The organism is Streptomyces sp. NPDC005423 (genome assembly GCF_040606415.1).
Classification (GTDB): Bacteria; Actinomycetota; Actinomycetes; order Streptomycetales; family Streptomycetaceae; genus Streptomyces.
The window spans coordinates 1-22,426 of the sequence record NZ_JBEXET010000063.1 but is presented as its reverse complement, the minus strand read 5'-3'; the positions used below and the strand labels follow the sequence as shown (position 1 = coordinate 22,426).

Genomic DNA, 22,426 nt, shown 5'->3' with positions numbered 1-22,426 from the left:
CCGGGCCAATCATGGGGAACTCTTTGCCCGTGGCCGATTTCCCGCTGGAGCCCGCGAAGGAACGGCGGATCGAGGCTCTCCGGTTCGCAAAGCGCGGCCGAAACCGAGGGGGTCGCCGGGGCGTTCACGTTACGGACGTGTTGACCGGGCTCTCGGCGGACGCGCACGCTCGACATGTAGGTGCTACATACAACTGGTTCGTCGGGTGCTGCCTCATCCCACTGTTCGCGCAGGTGAGTCGGGCCCTTCCGGCGTGCCGGACGCAGGAGGTCACGCATGTGCGGCATCACCGGCTGGGTTTCCTTCGACCGCGAACTGCGCGCCGAGGCAACCACATTGGATGCGATGACGGAGACGATGGCCTGCCGCGGCCCGGACGACCGCGGCACCTGGATCCAGGGTCCCGCCGCCCTCGGACACCGAAGGCTCGCGATCATCGATCTGCCCGGTGGCCGCCAGCCGATGACCGTCGACACCCCGGCCGGCACCGTGGCGCTCGTCTACTCCGGGGAGACCTACAACTTCACCGAGCTGCGCCGTGAACTCACCGACCGCGGACACCGGTTCACCACCGGCTCCGACACCGAGGTCGTGCTGCGCGGCTACCTCGAATGGGGCGCCGCGCTCGCCGAGCGGCTCAACGGCATGTACGCCTTCGCCCTCTGGGACGGCCGCGACGACCGCCTCGTCATGATCCGCGACCGCATGGGCATCAAACCTTTCTACTACCACCCCACCCCCGACGGCGTCCTGTTCGGCTCCGAACCCAAGGCGATCCTCGCCAACCCGCTGGCCCGCGCCCGGGTCCGGCTGGACGGCCTGCGGGAGCTGTTCGCCATGGCCAAGACGCCCGGACACGCGGTCTGGGACGGCATGCGCGAGGTCGAGCCCGGCACCGTCGTCACCGTCGACCGCTCCGGCCTGCGCACCCGCGTCTACTGGCAGTTGGAGACCCGGCCGCACACCGACGACCGCGACACCACGATCGCCCACGTCCGCACGCTCCTCGACGACATCGTGCGCCGCCAGCTCGTCGCCGACGTACCCCGCTGCACCCTGCTCTCCGGTGGCCTCGACTCCTCCGCCATGACCGGGATCGCCGCCCGCCAGCTCGCCGGACACGGCGAGAGGGTCCGCAGCTTCGCCGTCGACTTCGCCGGCCAGAGCGAGAACTTCGTCGCCGACGAACTGCGCGGCACCCCCGACACCCCGTACGTCCACGCGGTGGCCCGCGACTCCGGCACCGACCACCAGGACATCGTGCTGGACGCCCAGGCCCTCGCCGACCCCGACGTACGCGCCAAGGTGCTGCGGGCGCGCGATCTCCCCATGGGGTTCGGGGACATGGACGCCTCGCTGTACCTGCTGTTCCGCGCCATCCGCGACCAGTCCACGGTGGCGCTCTCGGGCGAGTCCGCCGACGAGGTCTTCGGCGGCTACCTCCAGTTCTTCGACGAGGAGGCCCGCCGCGCCGACATCTTCCCGTGGATGGTGCGCTACGTACGGGACTTCGGGGACGACGCCGACGTACTGCGCGGCGAACTGACGGACGCCCTGGACCTGAGGTCCTACCTCGCGGACGGCTACCGCACCGCGGTCGCCGGCATCCAACGCCTCGACGGCGAGAGCGACTTCGAGTTCCGTATGCGACGCGTCTGCCACCTCCACCTCACCCGCTTCGTACGGATCCTGCTCGACCGCAAGGACCGCGCGAGCATGGCCGTCGGCCTGGAGGTGCGGGTGCCGTTCTGCGACCACCGGCTCGTCGAGTACGTCTACAACACGCCCTGGGCGCTGAAGTCGTTCGACGGCCGGGAGAAGAGTCTGCTGCGCGAGGCGACCGCCGATGTGCTGCCGAAGTCGGTGTACGACCGGGTGAAGAGCCCCTATCCGTCCACGCAGGACCCCAAGTACGCGGTCGCCCTCCAGGACCACGTCAAGGATCTCCTCGCCCGGCCCTCCCACCCGGTCTTCGACCTCGTCGACCGGGAGAGGGTCCGGCGGGTCGCGCACCGCGACGCCCCCGTGATCGACCAGGCGTCCCGGCGCGGCCTGGAACGCACCCTCGACCTGGCGCTCTGGCTGGACCTCTACAAGCCGGAGATCATTCTCGACTGAGGCCCGTTCAGGGCGTGTTGGCGTTGTCCGCGGGGCAGGAACTGCCGTTGGGCGGCAGCGACCCGTACAGCAGGAAGGCGTCGACCTTCGCGTGCACGCACTTGGACGAGGCGTAACCGGTGTGCCCCTCGCCCTTGTTGTCGAGCACCACGGCCGACGAACCGAGCCGCTGGGCCGTCTCCACGGTCCAGCGGTACGGCGTCGCCGGGTCGCCCCGGGTCCCGACGAGGAGAAACTTCGCCGAGTCCACGTTCTTCACCCGGTCGCGGATGAAGTGGGTGCCCCGGGGGCGGCCGTAGCACATCAGGATCTCGGTGAGCCGGTAGCGGCCGAAGACCGGGGAGGCCTCGTCGAACCGGGCGCGCAGCCCCGGCAGGTCCCTGGTGATCCGGCCGGCGGTGGGGCGGTCGGGGTCGTCGGCGCAGTCGATCGCCATCAGCGCGGCCGGGAGGTTGTCCACGGGCACGTCCTGGGCGCCGACGAGGCCGCCGCCCGTTCCGTGACCGCCGGGCCGTGGCGCGGCGCCGCCGGAGGAGAACGCCATCATCGGGCGGGTGTCGCCGTCCTGGGTAAGGGAGGCGACGGCGCGCTCCAGCGACGGCCACAGCTGCCGGCTGTAGAGGGCCTGGCTGATACCGCCCACGAGGTCCTGGCCGGTGAACCGGTCGCCGTAGCCGGTCGGCACCGGGTTCCGGTCCAGTGCGCGGACCAGCCGCACGACCTGGTCCGGGGCCGACCGCGCGTCCTGTCCGAAGGGACAGGCGATGTCCCGCACGCACCAGCCGAGGAAGTCCTCCAGCGCGGTCTGCTGTCCCTGGGCGCCCGCGATGCCCTGCTCGGTCATCGGTTCGGTGAGCGTGTCCACCCCGTCGAGCACCACCCGGCCTACCTTGGTAGGGAATTGCGCCGCGTACACGGCGCCGAGGCGCGTTCCGTACGAGAAACCGAGGTAGTTGAGCTTCCGGTCGCCGAGGGCCTGACGTATGACGTCCAGGTCCCGGGAGGCGTTCACCGTGCCTATGTGGGGCAGCACCGGCCCCGAGTACTTGGCGCAGACGTCGGCCGACTTCCGCAACTCCCGCAGGAGCGCCGCCGGATGGTCGGTCTGCGCGCCCGGATCGGCCGTGTCCGAGGCGTCGTCCGCGCCCTCGCCGCAGCTGACGGGGGAGGACAGGCCGACCCCGCGCGGATCGAAGCCGACCACGTCGTAGCCGTTGGTCAGCCCCATGAAGTCCTTGCCCCCGGAGCCGAGTTCGGCGACACCGGCGCCGCCGGGACCGCCGAAGTTCAGCAGCACGGACCCGCGCGACCGCCCGGTCGCCCGGAAGCGGGCGACCGCGAGATCGAGGGTGCCCGCGCCGGGTCTCGCGTAGTCGAGCGGCACGGTGACCTTGCCGCACTGCAGATCCTTGGGCGCGTCCATGTCGTCGCACCCCGCCCACTTCACCTTCTGCCGGTAGAAGCGGGAGAGATCCGGCTGCGGCCGGTCGCCCGCGGTGTCCGCCGTGGTCGTGGCGGGCAGCCCCGCGTTGAGCAGGGACAGGGTGACGGCCCCGGCGAAGGCGCAGCGCCGCAGCGCGGGCCGCGTGCAGAACCTGGCCAGCATCGATTGCCTCCAAGGACGCGCTGTGGCCGGCGTCCTCGATCACGATAAGCGGCTCCCGGGGGCCTCGCCTCCCGGCGGGCGGAGCGGGGCGCGGGGCCTTATGCTGCGCGATTTCTCGGAAGATCCGTACGATCCCGTCCGGTCCGCGGGCAGGCCCGGAGGAGATGCATCCGCTGCCCGAGTGCGCGCCACGGGGACGGCGGCCGTGCTGATCGCTCATGTCGACCGGGTCCCAGTCCGGGTCGGGTTCGGGACCGGTTCCGCGTCGGCTGTCCGGCCGCGTCCGCGTCCGCGACCAGGACCGGCCGAGCGCGTATCCGGCGGTCTTACGGCCCGCCGCCGAGGGCGCGGGCGGCGCGTAATCCCGTTGCCGCCGTGCCGGGCGGATGCTGGAGTGGCCGCATGGATCATGCCTCGGTACTCGCCCTGTACGACCGTGACATGCGCGAGGGAGCCCGGCCCGACGGCCCCGGCGCCAGGGTCGAGCGGACCGGGGGAGTGGTGCGCCAAGTCGCCGACGGGCAGGGCTGGAACGCGGTCCTCTGGTCCGCCCTCGACGAGGCGGGCGCCGACGCCGCGATCGCCGCGCAGATCGCCCACTTCGCCGCCCGCGGCCACGCCTTCGAGTGGAAGCACTACGCCCACGACCGCCCCGCCGACCTCGGACAGCGGCTGCTGGCGGCCGGGTTCACCGCCGAGCCCGAAGAGACGCTGATGATCGCCGAGATCGCCGATCTGCCCACCGACGCCGGCCCCCCGGAGGGCATCCGTCTGCGGTCCGTCACCGACCGCGCGGGCGTCGACCTGGTGGCCGACGTGCACGAGCGGGCCTTCGGCACGGACAGTTCACCGCTGCGCGCCCGGCTGCTCGGCCAGCTCTCCGCCGACCCCGACACGGTCGTCGCCGTCGTGGCGCTCGCCGGTGACGCGGCGGTCAGCGCGGCCCGGATGGAACTCGTCCCCGGCACCCCGTTCGCCGGCCTGTGGGGCGGCGGCACCGTCGAAGGCTGGCGGGGCCGGGGCATCTACCGCGCGCTGGTCGCCCACCGGGCCCGGGTCGCCGCCGACCGCGGCTACCGCTTCCTCCAGGTCGACGCCTCACCACTCAGCCGCCCCATCCTGGAACGCCTGGGCTTCGCCCCGCTCACCACGACCACGCCGTACCTCCACGGGCCGTGACTCCCGCCGGCCGCACCTCCGACGAGCCGTGACAGCGGAGTGCCACGGCTTCTACGGGCCGGGCCCGGCCGGGGCGAGTCGGCCGCGGCGTGGTGGGGCGGCCCGCTCGAAGCGTCAACACCGTTCGCGGTAGGCGGAGTTGAAGGGACACCGCCCCGTCAGCCCGGCTCCGCTCGGTGGCGCACTCGCGACCGGTCCCGCGTGGCGATGACGAGGCCCGGAATCCCCCTCTCCACCCCTCTTCACCGTCGCCCCGCACCTCGCCGCGCCCCCTCCCGCACGGAGCCACTCCGCTCCGGTAAATTGCCGGCACTTTCTGTTCACGACCCCGTTATGCCATGTACCTTTCAATTGCTCAACGCGTGTAGAACTCCCCCACTATCGTTCTACGCGCGCAGATCGGCACCCCGCACCTTTCCCCATCTCTCACGGAGGTTCGCCGGATGCTTGGTTCCAGAACGTCCCGCCGCAGACTCACCACCGCGCTCGCCGGTGTCGGACTGCTCGTCACGGGAGCCGCCCTTCAGGTCACCACCACCGCCACCCCGGCGCACGCGGCCACCACGCACCGCGTCCTGTTCGACGACGGCCACGCCGAGGAGGCCGGCAACGCCGACTGGATCGTCTCCACCAGCAAGCCGGACCCGCTCAGCCAGGACTCCTCCCCGTCCGCCGAGACGGACTGGACCGGAGCACTGTCGTCGTGGGGCGTCGCGCTGCAGAAGACGGGCAGCTACAGCCTGAAGACCGCCACCAGCGCCCTCACGTACGGCGGTTCGGCGACGACCGACCTGTCGAACTTCGACACGCTGGTCCTGCCGGAGCCGAACACGCTCTTCACCACGGCCGAGAAGACCGCGATCATGACGTTCGTCAAGAACGGCGGCGGCCTGTTCATGATCTCCGACCACACCGGCGCCGACCGCAACAGCGACGGCGAGGACGCGGTCGAGATCCTCAACGACCTGATGACCAACAACAGCGTCGACTCGACCGACCCGTTCGGGTTCTCCATCGACACGCTTGACGTCAGCTCCGGCTACCCGGCCGCGATCAGCGACAGCACCGACCCCGTTCTGCACGGCTCCTTCGGCACGGTCACCAAGAGCCTGATCGCCGACGGCACGACGGCCACGCTCAAGCCCGCCGACAACTCGGCCGTCAAGGGCCTGGTCTACCGCAGCGGGTACTCCGGCAACACCGGCGCCTTCTTCGCGACCAGCACCTTCGGCAGCGGCCGGGTCGCCTTCTGGGGAGACAGCTCACCGATCGACGACGGCACCGGCCAGTCCGGCAACACCCTGTACGACGGCTGGAACGACACCGGCGCCACCAACGCGGCCCTCGCCCTCAACGCCACCGCCTGGCTGGCCGGCACGGGCAGCACCGGCGGGGGCGGTGGAGGCGGCGGCACCACCTGCACCGCCGCGCAGCTCCTGGGCAACAACGGCTTCGAGTCGGGCAGCACCACCTGGAGCGCCAGCAGTGGCGTCATCACCAACTCCAGCAGCCAGTCGGCCCGTTCGGGTTCGTACTACGCCTGGCTCGACGGCTACGGCACCGCCACCACGGACACCCTGTCCCAGGCGGTGACCATCCCGGCGGCCTGCACCACCGCCGCCCTGAGCTTCTATCTCCATATCGACACGGCGGAGACCAGCACCAGCACGGCGTACGACACGCTCAAGGTCCAGGTCCTCAACAGCTCCGGCACGGTGCTGGGCACGCTGGCCACCTACTCCAACCTCAACGCGGCCAGCGGCTACACCCAGCGCAGCTTCAGCCTCGCGAGCTACGCCGGCCAGACCGTCACCCTCAAGTTCACGGGCGCCGAGGGCTCCACCCTCCAGACGTCCTTCGTCGTCGACGACACGGCGCTGAACGTCAGTTGAGGCCTGGTGGGGCCCGGCGCGGGCCGGGCCCCACGAGTTCACCCGGCCGGGACCGTCCGCCGCGCCGCGTTCCAGCCGGCGATCCGCACCCGAGGCGCCGATCCGTGCAGATCGGCCGTCCGGTAGGTCACCGTCAGGGTGACCGACTCGCCGGGCCACAGACTCACGTCGTTGTCGGACCACCGCACGGGCAGTACCGGCCTCCCCGCCGGGTCCACGAGATGGACCTCGGTGAGCAGCGAGGGCGTCTTCCCCTTCCCCACGTTGCGCACGGTGACGGTCGTGGTCGACATGCCGTGCCTGCCCGCCGCTGTCGACGCCCGCGCCGAGACCGGCACCCGCGCCATCGAGTCGAGCCCCGTCAGATCGGCGTAGCTCGTGGTGGGCGTGTAGTACCAGTCGGTGTGGGCCCAGTCGAGTGTGTCGGGCCTGGTGGAGAGCCAGTAGACGTTGCGGCTCACCTCCTTCCCGGAGGCGTCGCTCAGGGTGAGCCGCACCAGATGGGTCGTCGCCGTGCCGCGCACCGAAGCGGGCAGGGTGAACGCGGTCCGGTGCGCGCCGTCGCCGGCCACGGTCGTCCCGGTCGCCGTCCGCTCGTACACACGGGTGCCGTCCGGGTCGAACAACGCGGCCCGTACGGTGAGTCGGGAGGCCGGGGTGTGCCGGTTGTTCACCACGACCACCGAGCGGTCGTCGTAGGAGTACTGGACGTGCAGCGGTTCGTTCGCCTTCTTCGTGCCGAAGTAGGCGCCGCCCTGGTCGAGGTAACGGTCCGTCAACTGCCAGTGCAGCGAGGTCCAGCCGCTGTTGAACATCCAGTAGACGACCCCGGTCGACGGTTTCGAGGCGTCGGTGGCGTTGCGCCCGTACGCCTCGAACTGGGCGCGTACGTTCTCGTACTGGGCGAGCTGTGCCTTGCGGACGTAGTCGGCGAGGCCGGTGGGCGGACCGTAGCGGCCGGTGAGGGCGGCGTCGTAGAGCTTGAGGGTGGCGAAGGTGGACGACGGGGAGCGGTGGTACTGGCGGGCGGCCGGGTCCTTCCAGAGGGTGGCGAGTTCGGCCGGTGTCATCATCCGGCGCAGGGTGTCGAGGGTCGGGATGTCGGGCCCCGCGCTGGTCTCGGAGTTGAAGCCGGTGGCACCGCCCTCGCGCTTCGCGTACCAGTAGTCCGGCGGCACCCAGTCGTACGGGCCGGTCATCTTCATGCCCGAACTGCCGCTCACAGGAGAGGAGTTGTCCGAGGCGGCGGCCACCACCGGGGTGTTCCAGTCGGCCGCGCGCAGTGCGCCGAGGTACGTCTTCTCGATGGTGGCGTCGGGGGCGAAGTCGCTGCCGATGAGGAAGGAGACGACGCTGGGGTGGTCGCGCAGCCGGGCGGCCTCGGCGGCCATCGACGCCTTGGCGACGGGGTGGTCGGCGGCGGTCCAGGGGTCGCCGGGTTCGTCCCCGTTGACGTTGCCCTCCCACTTGTCGCAGCACTCCCAGCCGGGCAGGGTGAGGATGCCGTAGCGGTCGGCGAGGTCGAAGAACTCGTCCGGCTCGATGTGCCCTTCCAGCCGGATGGTGTTCAGGCCGAGGTCGAGGGCGTACCTCAGCCGGTCCTCGACATATCTCCGGTCCCAGCGCAGGAACTCGTCCGGTGACCAGCCGCCGCCCTTGATCAGCAGCTTGCGGCCGTTGATCCGGTACTGGCGGGCACCGTCGGCGTTCAGCGGTGCCCGGACGTCACGGATGCCGAAGGTCTCGTGCGCGGAGTCGGAGACGGTGCCGGTGACGGAGGCGGCGAGCCGGAGACCGTACAGCGGCTGCCCGCCCAGGCCGGCCGGCCACCACACCTTCGGTGCCGTCAGGTGCAGGCCGGGGACGTCGGCGGGGGAGAAGGTGACGGTCTTCGTCTGGTGCGCGGCGAGGGAGACGGTCCGCGCGAAGGCCGTCCCGCCGATCCTGCCGCTGACCCGCGCGGTGACGGCGGCCCCCGAGTCGTTGCGGGCCCGCGCCTTCACGGTCAGGTCGGCCGAGGCGAGCGAGGGGACGGCGAGCCGGGTCACCACGTGCGCGTCGCGCAGCGCGACCGGGCCGCCGCGGCGCACGAGCACATCGCGGACGATGCCCATGTTCTGGTCGGGCGGCGGCTGGAGCCAGTCGATCCAGCCCATGGTGAGGTCCTTGCCCGGGTCGTTGGGCCGGACCCGGAAGGCGACCGTGTTCTTACCGGGCCGGACGAGGGAGGTGACGTCCAGTTCGTGGTGCGTGTAGGCCCCCGTGACGTCGGCGGCGCGGGCCACCTGTCTGCCGTTGACATAGACGTCGGCCGCCGAGATGACCCCGCTGAAGTCGAGACGGGTGCGTTCCCGGGAGCCGGTGAGCGTGAAGTCGCTCCGGTACCACCAGGGGACGCGGAAGTCGGCCTTCGGGATCTTCCGCAGGTTGGTGGAGTAGAAGGGGTCCGCGTACACACCGTCCGCGATCAGGGCCGCGAGAACGGTCGAGCGCGGGCCGGCCGGATACCAGCCGGCCGTCGGATATCCGGGGGAGGAGACGGCCTCGGGGGAGTCGTCGACCTTGGCGGACGACTGGATCCTGTACCCGGACAGCGGGGTGGCGGACCCGGCCGTCGCACCGACGGCCGTATTCAGTAAGGAGGTTGGGTCTGCCATGTGCTGGGACACGGGAGCGGGGGGCGCGCCGCCCGTCCGGGTCGGGGCGGGCGCGCGGGCCCCGGCCCACGCGCCGGTGAAGAGGGGGACGAGTAGGCCCAGGGCGACGGCGGCCGTGGCGAGACGGCGTCCGGCGACAGAGGGGCCGGTGGGGCGGCGGTGGATCACTGCGGTCTCCAAGCCTCTGGAGCCTCTGCGGCTCTATAAAGTTAGGAAACTTTACTAATGCCCCCGCACGCTAGAGCTCGCTCCCACGGGTGTCAATCACCCTGGCGGGGGCGCGAGTTGCTCAAGAGCCGGACCGGCGCTCGAACACCAGGTCCCGGGCGGTGCCGAGCGCCGTGGCCACCGCACCCAGCAGCACCGCGTCCTCGCCGAGCCCGCTGGGCACGATCTTCGGCCGCAGCGGAGTGAGCGCGCGCAGGTTCTCCCGCACCGGGCGCAGCAGCAGGTCCACGCTGTGCCCGAGGCCACCGCCGAGTACCACCAGGTCCGGATCGAGCACGGCGGCGGCGGCCGCGACCGTGTGCGCGATCCGCTCGCCCTCCAGTTCGACCGCCTTGACGGCGGCGGAGTCACCCTGCCGGGCCGCGTCGAACACGGCCTTCGCGGTGAGCTGGTGCCCGGTCATGCCGAAGGCGCGGGCCGCCTCGACGACGGCCACCCCCGACACCGCGTCCTCCAGCGTCTCCGGCTTCCGCCGTCCCGGCCACGGCAGGAACCCGATCTCCCCGGCTCCGCCGTGCGCCCCCGTGAACAGCCGCCCCTCGCTCACGACCCCCATGCCCAGACCGGTGCCGATCAGGATGTACGCGAAGAGCCGGCTGCCCGCGCCGACGCCGTACGTGTACTCGCCCAGCGCCGCGAGGTTGGCGTCGTTGTGCACCTCCAGCGGGATGCCCAGCTCCTCGCGCATCCGGTCGAACAGTCCGGCCCGGCCCCACCCCGGCAGATGCATCGCGTACCGCACCCGCCGCCGCTCCTCGTCGTAGACGCCGGGTGTTCCCACCACGGCGTGGACGACGGCCGCCGGGCCGACACCGGAGTCGGCCACCACCCGGCGCGCGGTGCCGACGACCAGGTCGGCCATGGTGGCGGAGGTCCGGGCCCGGTTGCGCACCTCGGCCCGGGCCACCACCTCGCCGTCGAGATCGGCCACCGCCATCCGCAGCCAGCCGCGCCCGATGTCGATACCGAGCACGTGACCGGCGGTCGGATCGGGGGCGTACAGGACGGCGATCCGGCCGCGCTCCGGAGCGTGGGTGCCGACCTCGTGCACGAGCCCGGCGGTCGCGAGGGAGGCCAGCGCGCTGGAGACCGTGGGCTTGGACAGCCCGGTCTCGCGGGCGAGTTGGGCACGGGACGCGGCACCGGCGGCGCGCAGCCGGTCGAGCAGCAGCCGCTCGTTGGCGCTGCGCAGGCGGCGGCGGCTCCAGGGCTGTTCCGGCCGCTCGACGGCGTCACTGGCGGGCATCGCACCATTCTCACCCATCCGGGACACCCTCTTGACGGCTCTAGTAAGGCTCCTTAACTTTATCGCCCAGTCGGCCTCGCCGGGCCACCCCGTCCCTTCCCCCCTCCCCGCGCCCAGTCCTTGGAGTCCCCATGTCCGGTAGTCCGCCTCCCGACGGCGGGTTCGTCCGCAGCGTCGGTCTCTTCCAGGCCACCGCCATCAACATGAGCCAGATGTGCGGGATCGGCCCGTTCGTGACGATCCCGCTCATGGTCGCCGCGTTCGGCGGTCCGCAGGCCGTGATCGGGTTCGTCGCCGGCGCCCTGCTCGCCCTCGCGGACGGGCTGGTGTGGGCGGAGCTGGGCGCGGCGATGCCCGGCTCCGGGGGCAGTTACGTCTATCTGCGCCAGGCCTTCCAGTACCGCACGGGCCGGCTGATGCCGTTCCTGTTCGTCTGGACGGCGATGCTCTTCATCCCGCTGATCATGTCGACCGGCGTGGTCGGCTTCGTCCAGTACCTGGGCTATCTGGCACCGGACCTCGGCCGGACCGGCGGCGACCTCGTCGGCCTCGGCGTCATCGCCGTGGTGGTCCTGCTGCTGTGGCGCGGGATCGAGCACATCGCCCGGATCACCGCCGTGATGTGGGGCGTGATGATCGTCTCCGTCCTCCTGGTGATCCTGGCCGCGGCGACCCACTTCAGCGGCCACCTCGCCTTCACCTACCCGGCGCACGCCTTCGACCTGACGGGCAACCACTTCTGGCTGGGCTTCGCCGGCGGACTGACCATCGGCATCTACGATTACCTCGGCTACAACACCACCGCCTACATGGGCGCCGAGATCAAGGACCCGGGCCGGACGCTGCCGCGCTCCATCATCCTCTCGATCGTCGGCATCATGGCGATCTACCTGCTGCTCCAGATCGGCACCCTGGGCGTCATCGACTGGCACCGGATGACCGACCCGGGCGATATCGCCTCCACCTCGGTTGCCTCCGCCGTCCTGGAGGAGACCTGGGGCAAGGGGGCCGCCGACACCGTCACCGTCCTCATCCTCATCACCGCCTTCGCCTCGGTCTTCACCGGTCTCCTCGGCGGCTCCCGGGTGCCCTACGACGCGGCCCGCGACCGTGTGTTCTTCCGCCCCTACGCCAAGCTCCATCCCCGGCACCGCTTTCCCATGCTGGGCCTTGCCACCATGGGTGTGATCACGGCGATCGGCTTCCTCATCGGCCGGCACACCGACCTCGCGACCCTGATCCAGCTGCTCACCACGGTGATGGTCATCGTGCAGGCGCTGGCCCAGATCATCGCGCTCACGGTCCTGCGCGGGCGCCAGTCGGCACTGCGCCGCCCGTACCGGATGTGGCTCTACCCGGTGCCGAGCATCGTCGCCTTCGTCGGCTGGTGCGTGATCTACGGCTACGCCGACAAGAACTCTCCGGGCCGCCACCCCATCGAATGGTCCCTGGCCTGGCTGGCCCTGGGCTGCGTCGCGTTCGTCGTCTGGGCCCGCCGGGAGAAGGTCTGGCCGTTCGGTCCCAGGGAGATAGCGGAGGAGTACCTCACGGCGCCGGAACCCGCGACCGCCCGCTAGAACCGGCCGCGCGGGCGCAACCCCTCAACTCCCCTTGCGGAGGCGGGCAGTCGAGCTCAACTCCCCTGTGGAGACGGGCAGTCGAGGACGGCCAGTCCGTTCCCGTGGGCGCCGTGGCCGGCCTCCGTACGCGTACGGGGGTCGGCCCGCGCGGTGCGGGCCGACCTCCTGGTGTTCCCTTCCGGAGGGTTCGTGGCCGTGCGGGGCTACCGCTTGGGGCCGCTCCGCGCCGCCGCGGTGGCGCACACCAGGCCCATGATCAGTGCCAGGGCGCCGATGATGACGTTGTTGAGGATGACTCCCTTGTCGGGGTTGCTGCCCACGATCCACGGCGAGACGATCATCCAGATGCCCAGGGCGCTCATGGCCCAGCTGAGGCCGTACATGCGCTCCGGCGCCAGGGTGAAGCCGAGCGCCATCAGGCCGATGGCGATGCCGACGATCAGGTTGTGCGGCACGAGGGCGGGCTGGCTCGTCGTGTAGTGCAGGATCCACGGGGACACGGCACAGTAGAGACCGAGCAGGAACACCGGGCCGTCCACGAGCGCCACATCGCGACCGCCGAGCATACGGGCGTAGCGCGCCCGCATCTCGGGTACATCGGGGTGGCTCGTCATGTCACCTCTGGTGTGCGAGACGTTGGCCATGATGCGTCTCCTTCGACTGACTGGCCTGATCCGCTTCCGATGCGGTGTGCGCGACACACCGCCTGTCCCATTGTGCTCTTATTTGCCCTTTATGTGTAGGGGCTCTTTTCTTTCCGCACCGGGCGACTTGAGGCGGCCTTCCTCAGTCGTGCAGCGTTGGTGCGTCGGATACCTGTTCGGCGGTCGAGCCACTGTTCCCCGTGCGAGGGGCCGGACGGTCCGGCTGTCCGAGACGGTCGCGCAGCTGGTGCAGGCCCCGTCGGGCGTGACTCTTGACCGTGCCCAGCGGCCAGCCGGTGCGGGCGGCGATCTGGGTCTGGGTCAGGTCCTCGTAGAACGCCAGCCCCAGCACCCGCCGTTGGGGCGGGGCGAGCCTCGCCAGTTCCTGGCGCACCACCACCCGGTCCAGCACCGCCGACTCGGACGGCATCCCGGCCGGGACCGCGGCGGGCAGCGCTCCGGTCGAGGTGAGCAGGTCCCCGCGGCGGGTCCGGGCCGACAGCGCGTCGGCGATCCTGCGCCGGGTGATGCCCACGATCCACGCGCCCAGCGCCCCGCGCTCCGGCCGGTAGCCGGCCCGCCCCCGCCACACGCCGAGGAACACCTGCTGGGTGACGTCCTCGGCCTCCTTGGCGTCGCCCAGGGAGCGCCGGGCCAGCGTGTGGACCAGCGCCGACCAGCGGCGGTAGGCGATGACGAGACAGGCCTCGTCGCCCGCGACCAGGCCCCGGGCCAGCTCCGCGTCGTCGAACGCCTCCTCCGCCGGTGCCCACAGCGGTCCGGCGGACTCGGCGGGCCCGTCGCTGCGGGTGCGCGGCTGAACGGTCATGACCACGGCTCCTCACCTACGGCCGGTCCGGTGCCGCCGGTCGCGGCCGCACCGCCATGGTGCGGAGCGCGGACGGACTCCCTCAACCTGCGTCGAATGCGCGTCGTACAGTCGACGCATGCACGCTTCCACAGCCGCCGGTCTGACCACCGGAGGGCTGGCCCGCCGTCTCGGCGTGTCGCCGACGACGCTGCGCACCTGGGACCGCAGGTACGGACTCGGCCCGGAGCTGCGCGCCGACGGACGGCACCGCCGCTGGTCACCGCGGGACGTGGCCGTACTGGAGGCGATGTGCCGGCTGACCGCCGCCGGAGTGCCGCCCGCCGAGGCGGCCCGCGCCGCCCGGGAGAGCGCGGGAGCGGACCAGCCCGGCCCGGCCGAGACCCCGGCCCCGGTCACCGGTCGCGCCGCTTGCAGGCTCCCGCTCGGGGACGTACGGCAGGAGTGCCGGGGGCTGGCCCGCGCGGCGGTACGGCTCGACGCGGACGCCCTGGAGGAACAGCTGGCCAACGCCGTGGAACGGCACGGCCTGGAAGTCGCCTGGGAGGAGGTCATGGTCCCGACCCTGCACGCCGTGGGCCGCAAGTGGGCGTCGTCCGGGGACCGTTACGTCGAGGTCGAGCATCTGCTCTCCTGGCACGTCTCCACCGCCCTGCGGCGCGACACCCCGCCCGTCGTACCCGGCGCGGAGCTCTCCGGCGCGGGACCCGTGCTGCTCGCCTGTGTGCCCGGCGAGGAACACACCCTGCCGCTGGAGGCGCTCAACGCCGTCCTGCGCGAACGCGGCCTGGCCACAAGGATGTTCGGTGCTGCGGTCCCGGCGGAGGCGCTCTCCGCCGCCGTCCGCCGACTGGGGCCCGCCGCGGTCGTCCTGTGGGCGCAGGCCAGGTCCACGGCGAGTGTGCCCCTGGCCCGGCACGTCGCCGAGGTCGAGTGGGGGGTCAGGGGAGCGCGGGGCCGGCCGGTCGTCCTGCTGGGCGGCCCCGGGTGGGCCGGCCGTCACGCCGAGGGCCTGCTCCGGCCGTCGAGCCTGCGGGACGCGGTGGCCGTCCTCACCGGAGCCGGCGAGTCCTGACCCGACTCCACCTGACCAACAAGTCTGTGCGCGCGGTCACTTGGCCGTCTCGCGGGCCTGGAGGAACCGGAGCCGGCCCTCCGTGAGGTCCACCACCGGGTCCGGATAATCGGCGTACTCGGCGCGCTCCGCAGCCGGGAGCTTCCACGGCTCGTGCACCAACGACCCGTGCAGGGAGGCCAGTTCGGGCACCCAGCGACGGACGTACGCACCCTGGGGGTCGTACCGCTTCGCCTGCGCCACCGGGTTGAGGATCCGGTTGGGGCGCGAATCGGTCCCGGTCCCCGCCATCCACTGCCAGTTGAGCTGGTTGTTGGCGATGTCGCCGTCCACCAGCAGGCTCAGGAAGTGCCGGGCGCCGATCCGCCAGTCCACGTACAGCGTCTTGGCGAGGAAGCTCGCGGTGAGCAGCCGGCCGCGGTTGTGCATCCACCCCTCGTGGCGCAGCTGCCGCATCGCCGCGTCCACGACCGGATAGCCGGTACGGCCCTCCCGCCACGCCGTGACGTCGTCCCGCGCCTCGGCCTCGGAGCGCCAACTGTCTTGCTTCGAGCGGTAGTCGGCGCTCGCGGCGGCCGGGCGCGCGGCCAGCACCTGATAGTGGAAGTCGCGCCAGGCGAGCTGCCGTGCGAAGGCGGCCGAGCCCGGGCCGGGTACCTGGCTCGCCCGGTGCACCAGCTCGACCGGGGAGAGCGTGCCGAAGTGGATGTGCGGGGACAGCCGCGAGGTGGCGTCGCCGGCCAGATCGTCGTGGCGGTCGTCGTACGCGTCGACCGGTGTGCGCAGCCAGGCGGCGAGCCTGCGCCGGCCGGCCCGCTCGCCGCCCTCCGCGAGCCCCTCCGACACCCCCGACACGTCCTGCCGGGCGGGGAGTTGCTCGGAGCCGACGGCCTCGGGGACGCTGATCGCGCGCGGCGCGGCGAGCACGTCCCTGCGGTGCGCCAGGGACCACTGCCTGAAGTACGGCGTGAACACCGCGAAGTGGTTCGAGGCCGTCGGTCTGACCGCGCCCGGCGCCACCGCCGTGACCACCGTGTCGTGCACGTGCAGCCGGCAGCCCTCCGCCTCCAGGGCCGCCCGCAGCCGCTCCTCGCGCCGGTGCGCGTAACCGCTCACCCCGGCCGCCATGTGGACCTCGTCGGCCTCCGCCTCCGCGACCACGGCACACACCTGCTCCACCACGTCACCGGAGCGCAGCACCAGCCGTCCGCCGCGCTCCCGCAGCTCCGCGTCGAGGTCCCGCAGACAGTCGGCGAGGAACGCCAGCCGGTTGGGCACCGTGAAGCCGGCCGCGTCCACCGCCCGGTCCCGGACGAACAGCGGTACCACCTCGGGGGAGCCGTCGAGTGCCGCGCGGAGCGGCGGATGGTCGTGCAGCCGCAGGTCGGAGGTGAACAGGACGACCGAGACGCTCATGTACGGCTCCAGGGAGGGACGGGGCGGGGCGCGCGGGCCGACGGCCGGTGTCGTGCCGTCGTCCGTCACTTCGGCCGCACCGCGCACACCGGATGCACCCGTTCCGCATCGCACTCCCCGCGTACCTCATGGGTCCGGACATGCCCGCGCGCATCGTGGGCAGAAGGGTTCCCAGGTGATTCCGTTGAAGTGAAGTTGGAGGTGTCCCCCGTTATGAGCGCGAAGGTCTTGGAGCGGTTCCCCGCAGGAGCCCCGCGAGGTTCGTGGCCGGCCGAGGAGTACGCCGCGCGTCGGCGGGCCGAAGGACTTCCCGCGACCGTGGTCATGGACCTGAACGCGGACGCGTTCCTGGTGGTGGAACGCGCCCCCGAGGACGACTGAGCGCGGCGGCGCCAGGTCCGGGCGGATGCCTAGGCGGGCGGCGCCGCCAGCGTGTCGGTGAGCTCCCGTGCCGCACGGACGAACACCTCGTGCAGATCCCGGGCCGCCTGCGGAACCGACTCGGCCCTACGGCGCCGCAGCATCAGCAGCACCCGGGCCGTGTCCCCGGCGATCGGCCGGTAGGTGATCGCGCCAAGCCGCTCCAGCGGATCCCCGACGACACTGAAGTCGGGCAGGACCGTCGCTCCCAGCCCCTCGGCGACCATCAGCTTGCCCATCTCCGCGCCGTCGGTCGAGTACGAGAAGGCCGGACTCCGGCCGCCCAGCAGCCGGTGCACATAGCGGTGCATCACATAGCCGGTGCGCATGGCGATCAGCGGCTCGGTGAGGAGTTCGGCCGCCGTCACCTCCGGCCGGGCCGCCAGCGGACTGTCCGGCCGGACGCAGACCACCGGCCGCCCCGACAGCAGCGCCGTGGACTCGAAGTCGGCCGGCATGTCGTCGCCGTCGAGGTGGTTGACGAGACCGAGATCGAGACCGCCCTCGGACAGCGCCCGGTGGATCTCCGACTGCTGGACGGCCACCACCTCGACCTGGGTGAGCGGATGCGCGGCCCGGAACTCCCGCACCACGGGGATCAGCAACGGCACGGTCGCCGCGTTCACCGTGCCGACGCGCACCATCCGGCTGACCCGGTGCTGCTCACCCGCGGCGGCCCGCAGCCGGTCCACCGCCTCCAGCACGCTCACGATGTGCGGCAGCAGCTCCCGGCCCTCCGCGCTCATCGTCGCGCCGGAGCGTTTGCGCTCCAGCAGATCGACCCCGAGTTCCCGTTCGAGATTGCGTACCGTCTCGCTCAACGCGGGCTGCGAGAGGCGCAGTTCCTCGGCCGCCCGGCGCAGAGAACCGAGCCGGGTCACCGCCGCGATGTATTCCAGCTGTTCGGTCCGCACGTCAGCAGAATGCCGCCGATTTCCCGCGCTGTTCAAGGGTTTCCCTGTCACACCTTCGTGAAATTCAATGGTCCGCGATACGAGACCGGTCGGGTTTTCCTTGACGCCCCCGACGGACGGCTGCCACGATCGACCGCATGATGATGCGACTGGACCTCACGCGGCGACGCCATGTCGACCTCGCGCGCGTCTCCAGCGCCTCCTGTTGCGCCGCGGCCTGATCCCCCCGATCCGCCGCGCCCCCGTTCTCACCGCGTCTCCCGCTCGCCCCGCCCCCATTCCCGCACGCCTTTCGTGCGCGTGGAATTCGGCGTGCCCGAAAACTCTCCGCAACAGGAGTTCCGCATGTCCGCAGCGCCAGTGAAATTCGCCTACTGGGTTCCCAATGTCAGCGGGGGACTCGTCACCAGCAAGATCGAGCAACGCACCGACTGGAGTTACGACTACAACCGCGAACTCGCCGTCCTCGCCGAGAACAACGGCTTCGAGTACGCGCTCAGCCAGGTCCGCTACATGGCCAGCTACGGCGCCGAGTTCCAGCACGAGTCGACCAGCTTCAGCCTCGCGCTGCTGCTCGCCACCGAACGGCTGAAGGTCATCGCCGCCGTGCACCCCGGCCTCTGGCACCCGGGCGTCCTGGCCAAGCTCGGTGCCACCGCCGACCACCTCTCCCACGGCCGCTTCGCCGTCAACGTGGTCAGCGGCTGGTTCAAGGGCGAGTTCACCGCCCTCGGCGAGCCCTGGCTGGAGCACGACGAACGCTACCGCCGCTCCGAGGAGTTCATCCGCGCCCTGCGCCAGATCTGGACCGAGGACCACACCGAACTCGCCGGTGACTTCTACCGGTTGCGGGACTTCTCCCTGAAGCCCAAACCCCTCAACACCCCCGAACGGCCACATCCGGAGATCTTCCAGGGCGGCAACTCCACGGCCGCCCGCGCCATGGCAGGCCGCGTCTCCGACTGGTACTTCTCCAACGGCAAGGACTTCGACGGAGTCACCGAGCAGATCAACGACGTACGGCGATCGGCTGCCCAAGCAGGCCGCACCGCACCGAAGTTCGGCCTCAACGGCTTCCTCATCGCCCGGGACACCGAGGCCGAGGCCCGAGACACGCTCCGGGAGATCGTCGCCAAGGCCGACACCGAGGCCGTCGAGGGCTTCGCAGCGGCGGTGAGGCAGGCCGGGCAGTCCTCGGCCGACGGCAAGGGCATGTGGCAGGACTCCTCGTTCGAGGACCTCGTCCAGTACAACGACGGATTCCGTACGGGACTCATCGGCACCCCGGAGCGGATCGCGGAGCGGATCGTCGCCTACCGGCAACGCGGCGTCGACCTCCTCCTGCTCGGCTTCCTCCACTACCACGAGGAGGTCGAGTACTTCGGCAAGCGCGTCCTCCCCCTCGTCCGCGAGCTGGAGGCCCAACTGCCGGACAACGAGAGCCGGTCCGCCGCCGCCCACCCGTGACAGCAGGGCACGTCCCACGCCCCGCACCGCGAGGTCCCGCCCGGAACCCCTGACCACACCGCCCCGGGCCGCCCGCCGCGCGGGCACCCCGCCTCACCGAAAGAGGACCCATGGCCACCGTCCTGTCCGTCTCCGGCAGCCCCTCCGCCTCCTCCCGCACCAACCGACTGCTGCGCCACCTGGACACCCGGCTGCTCGCCCAGGGCCACCGGGTGATCCCCCTCGACGTGCGGACCATCCCCGCCGAGGCCCTGCTCGGTGCGGACTTCCGCCACCCCGCCATCGTCGAGGCCGCCGCACTCTTCGCCGCCGCCGACGGAGTCGTCGTGGCCACCCCCGTCTACAAGGCGTCCTACTCCGGCGTCCTCAAGGCGCTGCTCGACCTGCTCCCGCAGTACGCCCTCACCGGCAAGACCGTGCTGCCCCTGGCCACCGGCGGTTCCACCGCGCACGTCCTGGCGATCGACTACGCGCTGCGCCCGGTGCTCAACTCCATGGGTGCCGCCCACATCGTCCAGGGCTGGTTCACCCTGGACAAGGACATCACCACGCACGAGGACGGCTCGCTCAGCGTCGCCCCGGGCACCGACGAGGCGCTCACCCAGGTCCTCGACCAGTTCTCGGCGGCGGTCGGCCGCACCCCTCTCCTCGCCGCAGCGAGCTGACCGCGATGACCGCCCAGGTGACCGCCCAGGTGATCGCCGACGACGCCGAGGCCCTCGCCGTCGCCGCCGCGCTCGCCGACGAGTTCCGCCCCGGAGCCTCCGCCCGCGACACCGAACGCAGGCTCCCGCGCGCCGAGTTGGACCGGCTCTCCGCCGCCGGACTGCTCGCCGTCACCGTGCCCGCCGAGCACGGGGGCGCCGACGTGCGCGCGGAGACCCTCGCCGAGATCTTCCGGCTGCTCGGCTCGGCCGACGGCAGCCTCGCCCAGATCCCGCAGAGCCACTTCGCCTACGTCAACGTGATCCGCCGTCAGGGCAGCGCGGAGCAGCGGAAGTTCTTCTTCGCCGAGCTGCTCGCCGGCCGCCGCTTCGGCAACGCCCAGTCCGAGGCCGGCACCAAGCACGTACAGGACATCCGCACCCGCCTGACCCCCCGGCCCGACGGCGCCTACGACCTGACCGGCGTCAAGCACTACTCGACCGGCGCCCTCTTCGCCGACTGGATCCCCGTCCTCGCCCGCGCTGAGGACGACAACCTGCACGTGGCGTACGTACCGAGCGACGCCGACGGTGTCACGGTCGTCGACGACTGGGACGGCATGGGCCAGCGCACCACGGCCAGCGGCACGGTCCGGCTGGAGTCGGTCACCGTCCCCGCCGACCGGGTCCTGCCCCACCACCTCACCTTCCAGGGACCGCAACTCCACGGCGCGGTCGCCCAGTTGCTGCACGCGGCCATCGACACCGGCATCGCCGGGGGAGCACTGGCCGAGGCCGCCGAGTTCGTCCGGACCAAGAGCCGCCCCTGGTTCGAGAGCGAGGTCGAGACGGCCGCCGAGGACCCCCTGCTGATCCAGCGTTTCGGCGAACTCGCCGTCCGGGTACGGGCGTCCGAGGCGCTGCTGGCGCAGGCGGCCCGCGCCGTGGACGCGGCGGGCGAGCACCTCACCGACGACACGGCGGCGGAGGCGTCCATCTCCGTGGCCGCCGCCAAGGTGTTCGCGGCGGACGCCGCAGTGGAGGTGGCCGGGGCCCTCTTCGAGGTGTCCGGCACCCGTTCCGCCCTCGACTCGCTCAATCTGCACCGGCACTGGCGGGACGCCCGCACCCACACCCTGCACGATCCGACCCGCTGGAAGATCCAGCACATCGGCCGCCATGTGCTCAACGGCACGAGGCCGCCCCGGCACGGCCTCCTCTAGCGAGTCGTGCGCGGCCCCTCGGCGGACATTCCAGATCGGAGAACCCCGTGTCCCTCACCTTCCACTGGTTCCTGCCCACCAACGGCGACAGCCGCCACGTGGTCGGCGGCGGCCACGGCACGCCCGCCACCGTGTCCGGCCGGGACCGGCCGCCGACGGTCGCCTATCTGAGCCAGATCGCCCGGGCCGCCGAGGACCTCGGCTTCGTGGGCGCGCTCACCCCGACCGGCGCGTGGTGCGAGGACGCGTGGCTGACCACCGCGATGGTCAGCCAGCACACCGAGCGCCTCAAGTTCCTGGTCGCCTTCCGGCCCGGCTTCGTCTCGCCGACGCTCGCCGCCCAGATGGCGTCCACGTTCCAGCGGCAGACCGGCGGACGGCTCCTGCTGAACGTGGTCACCGGCGGCGAGAGCCACGAGCAGCGCGCCTACGGGGACTTCCTCGGCAAGGACGCCCGCTACCGTCGGACCGGCGAATTCCTTGAGATCGTACGGGAGTTGTGGGAGGGCAAGTCGGTCGGTCTGGCCGGCGAGCACCTGCGGGTCGAGGACGCGAGACTGGCCCGGCTGCCCGACCCGGTGCCCGAGGTGTACTTCGGTGGCTCGTCGCCGATCGCGGGCGAGGTGGCCGCCAAGTACGTGGACGTGTACCTCACGTGGGGCGAACCGCCGGCCCAGGTCGCGGAGAAGATCGCCTGGGTCCGGGGGCTGGCGGCGAAGCAGGGGCGGACCCTCCGGTTCGGTATCCGTCTGCACGTCATCACCCGTGACACGTCGGCGGAGGCCTGGGCCGAGGCCGACCGGCTGCTCGACGGCTTCGACCCCGCCACGGTGGAGTCGGTGCAGGCGGGGCTCGCGCGGAGCGAGTCGGAGGGACAGCGGCGGATGCTCGCGCTGCACGGCGGCAGCCGCGACGGACTGGAGATCCATCCCAATGTGTGGGCCGGGATCGGGCTGGTGCGGGGCGGCGCGGGGACCGCGCTGGTCGGCAGCCACCAGGAGGTCGCCGACCGGATCAAGGAGTACGCGGCGCTGGGGATCGAGGAGTTCGTGCTCTCCGGCTATCCGCATCTGGAGGAGGCGTACTGGTTCGGGGAGGGCGTGCTGCCGAAGCTGGCGGCGGAGGGGCTGTGGCGACACCCGGTCGCGGCACCGAAGACGTCCGCGGCCCAGGTTCCTTTCGCCGGTTGACGTCCGCGAGCCGAGCCGGAGCGGGCCGGGCGGTCACGAGCCGGGCGTGACCGCCCGGCGTGACCGCCCGGCGTGACCGCCCGGCGTGACCGCCCGGC

At 71.8% G+C, this 22,426-nt stretch carries 18 protein-coding genes; 11 read left to right on the top strand and 7 right to left on the bottom strand.

Going from position 1 to position 22,426, the window contains the following annotated elements:
• The first annotated feature begins 276 nt into the window (after positions 1-276).
• Positions 277-2,118: an asparagine synthase (glutamine-hydrolyzing) gene (gene asnB, locus ABZT12_RS36285; protein WP_356393136.1), complete on the top strand. Its 1,842-nt coding sequence runs from the start codon at positions 277-279 to the stop codon at positions 2,116-2,118.
• A gap of 7 nt (positions 2,119-2,125) precedes the next feature.
• Here asnB and ABZT12_RS36280 read toward each other — a convergent pair whose 3' ends face one another.
• The gene (locus ABZT12_RS36280) at positions 2,126-3,724 is read right to left on the bottom strand and encodes an alpha/beta hydrolase (protein ID WP_356393133.1); all 1,599 of its coding nucleotides are present in this window, start codon (positions 3,722-3,724) and stop codon (positions 2,126-2,128) included.
• A 402-nt stretch (positions 3,725-4,126) separates the two neighbouring features.
• Between ABZT12_RS36280 and ABZT12_RS36275 the strand changes: the two genes are divergently transcribed.
• Both ABZT12_RS36275 and ABZT12_RS36270 read left to right on the top strand, forming a co-directional pair.
• Positions 4,127-4,903, top strand: a complete 777-nt coding sequence (locus ABZT12_RS36275) for a GNAT family N-acetyltransferase (RefSeq protein ID WP_356393130.1) — start codon at positions 4,127-4,129, stop codon at positions 4,901-4,903.
• 443 nt (positions 4,904-5,346) lie between these two features.
• Positions 5,347-6,795 (top strand): hydrolase, encoded by a 1,449-nt coding sequence (locus ABZT12_RS36270; RefSeq protein WP_356393127.1) that lies wholly within the window; start codon positions 5,347-5,349, stop codon positions 6,793-6,795.
• Positions 6,796-6,833: 38 nt separating this feature from the next.
• Here the strand turns inward: ABZT12_RS36270 and ABZT12_RS36265 are convergent, their stop codons facing one another.
• Positions 6,834-9,452 (bottom strand): sugar-binding domain-containing protein, encoded by a 2,619-nt coding sequence (locus tag ABZT12_RS36265; RefSeq protein ID WP_356393166.1) that lies wholly within the window; start codon positions 9,450-9,452, stop codon positions 6,834-6,836.
• A gap of 289 nt (positions 9,453-9,741) precedes the next feature.
• A complete protein-coding gene (locus ABZT12_RS36260; protein ID WP_356393124.1) occupies positions 9,742-10,926 on the bottom strand; it encodes an ROK family transcriptional regulator in 1,185 nt (394 codons plus the stop codon).
• 131 nt (positions 10,927-11,057) lie between these two features.
• On the opposite strand from ABZT12_RS36260, the gene ABZT12_RS36255 reads away from it, so the two are divergent.
• A complete protein-coding gene (locus ABZT12_RS36255) occupies positions 11,058-12,503 on the top strand; it encodes an APC family permease (protein ID WP_356393121.1) in 1,446 nt (481 codons plus the stop codon).
• A 206-nt stretch (positions 12,504-12,709) separates the two neighbouring features.
• Here ABZT12_RS36255 and ABZT12_RS36250 read toward each other — a convergent pair whose 3' ends face one another.
• A complete protein-coding gene (locus tag ABZT12_RS36250; protein WP_356393119.1) occupies positions 12,710-13,150 on the bottom strand; it encodes an SPW repeat protein in 441 nt (146 codons plus the stop codon).
• 142 nt (positions 13,151-13,292) lie between these two features.
• Entirely contained in the window at positions 13,293-13,979 is a 687-nt protein-coding gene (locus ABZT12_RS36245; RefSeq protein ID WP_356393116.1) for a sigma-70 family RNA polymerase sigma factor, read from the bottom strand.
• 118 nt (positions 13,980-14,097) lie between these two features.
• Between ABZT12_RS36245 and ABZT12_RS36240 the strand changes: the two genes are divergently transcribed.
• Positions 14,098-15,054, top strand: coding sequence for a cobalamin B12-binding domain-containing protein (locus ABZT12_RS36240; protein ID WP_356393113.1), 957 nt, complete (start codon positions 14,098-14,100; stop codon positions 15,052-15,054).
• Between the two features lie 36 nt (positions 15,055-15,090).
• Here ABZT12_RS36240 and ABZT12_RS36235 read toward each other — a convergent pair whose 3' ends face one another.
• Positions 15,091-16,470: a deoxyribodipyrimidine photo-lyase gene (locus tag ABZT12_RS36235; protein WP_356393163.1), complete on the bottom strand. Its 1,380-nt coding sequence runs from the start codon at positions 16,468-16,470 to the stop codon at positions 15,091-15,093.
• A 213-nt stretch (positions 16,471-16,683) separates the two neighbouring features.
• On the opposite strand from ABZT12_RS36235, the gene ABZT12_RS36230 reads away from it, so the two are divergent.
• On the top strand, positions 16,684-16,851 hold the full coding sequence (locus tag ABZT12_RS36230) for a hypothetical protein (protein WP_356393110.1): 168 nt from the start codon (positions 16,684-16,686) through the stop codon (positions 16,849-16,851).
• 29 nt (positions 16,852-16,880) lie between these two features.
• Here the strand turns inward: ABZT12_RS36230 and ABZT12_RS36225 are convergent, their stop codons facing one another.
• Positions 16,881-17,804: a LysR family transcriptional regulator gene (locus ABZT12_RS36225; RefSeq protein ID WP_356393107.1), complete on the bottom strand. Its 924-nt coding sequence runs from the start codon at positions 17,802-17,804 to the stop codon at positions 16,881-16,883.
• Between the two features lie 137 nt (positions 17,805-17,941).
• Between ABZT12_RS36225 and ABZT12_RS36220 the strand changes: the two genes are divergently transcribed.
• From ABZT12_RS36220 to ABZT12_RS36200, 5 genes are all read left to right on the top strand, one after another.
• Entirely contained in the window at positions 17,942-18,025 is an 84-nt protein-coding gene (locus ABZT12_RS36220) for a putative leader peptide (protein ID WP_353693630.1), read from the top strand.
• A gap of 124 nt (positions 18,026-18,149) precedes the next feature.
• Positions 18,150-19,271 carry a dimethylsulfone monooxygenase SfnG gene (gene sfnG, locus ABZT12_RS36215; protein ID WP_356393104.1) on the top strand — a complete coding sequence of 374 codons (1,122 nt, stop codon included), beginning with the start codon at positions 18,150-18,152 and terminating at the stop codon, positions 19,269-19,271.
• 110 nt (positions 19,272-19,381) lie between these two features.
• Positions 19,382-19,936: an NADPH-dependent FMN reductase gene (gene ssuE, locus ABZT12_RS36210; protein WP_356393100.1), complete on the top strand. Its 555-nt coding sequence runs from the start codon at positions 19,382-19,384 to the stop codon at positions 19,934-19,936.
• Between the two features lie 5 nt (positions 19,937-19,941).
• Positions 19,942-21,138, top strand: a complete 1,197-nt coding sequence (locus tag ABZT12_RS36205) for an SfnB family sulfur acquisition oxidoreductase (protein WP_356393097.1) — start codon at positions 19,942-19,944, stop codon at positions 21,136-21,138.
• Positions 21,139-21,185: 47 nt separating this feature from the next.
• Positions 21,186-22,328: an LLM class flavin-dependent oxidoreductase gene (locus ABZT12_RS36200; RefSeq protein WP_356393095.1), complete on the top strand. Its 1,143-nt coding sequence runs from the start codon at positions 21,186-21,188 to the stop codon at positions 22,326-22,328.
• Positions 22,329-22,426 lie beyond the last annotated feature (98 nt).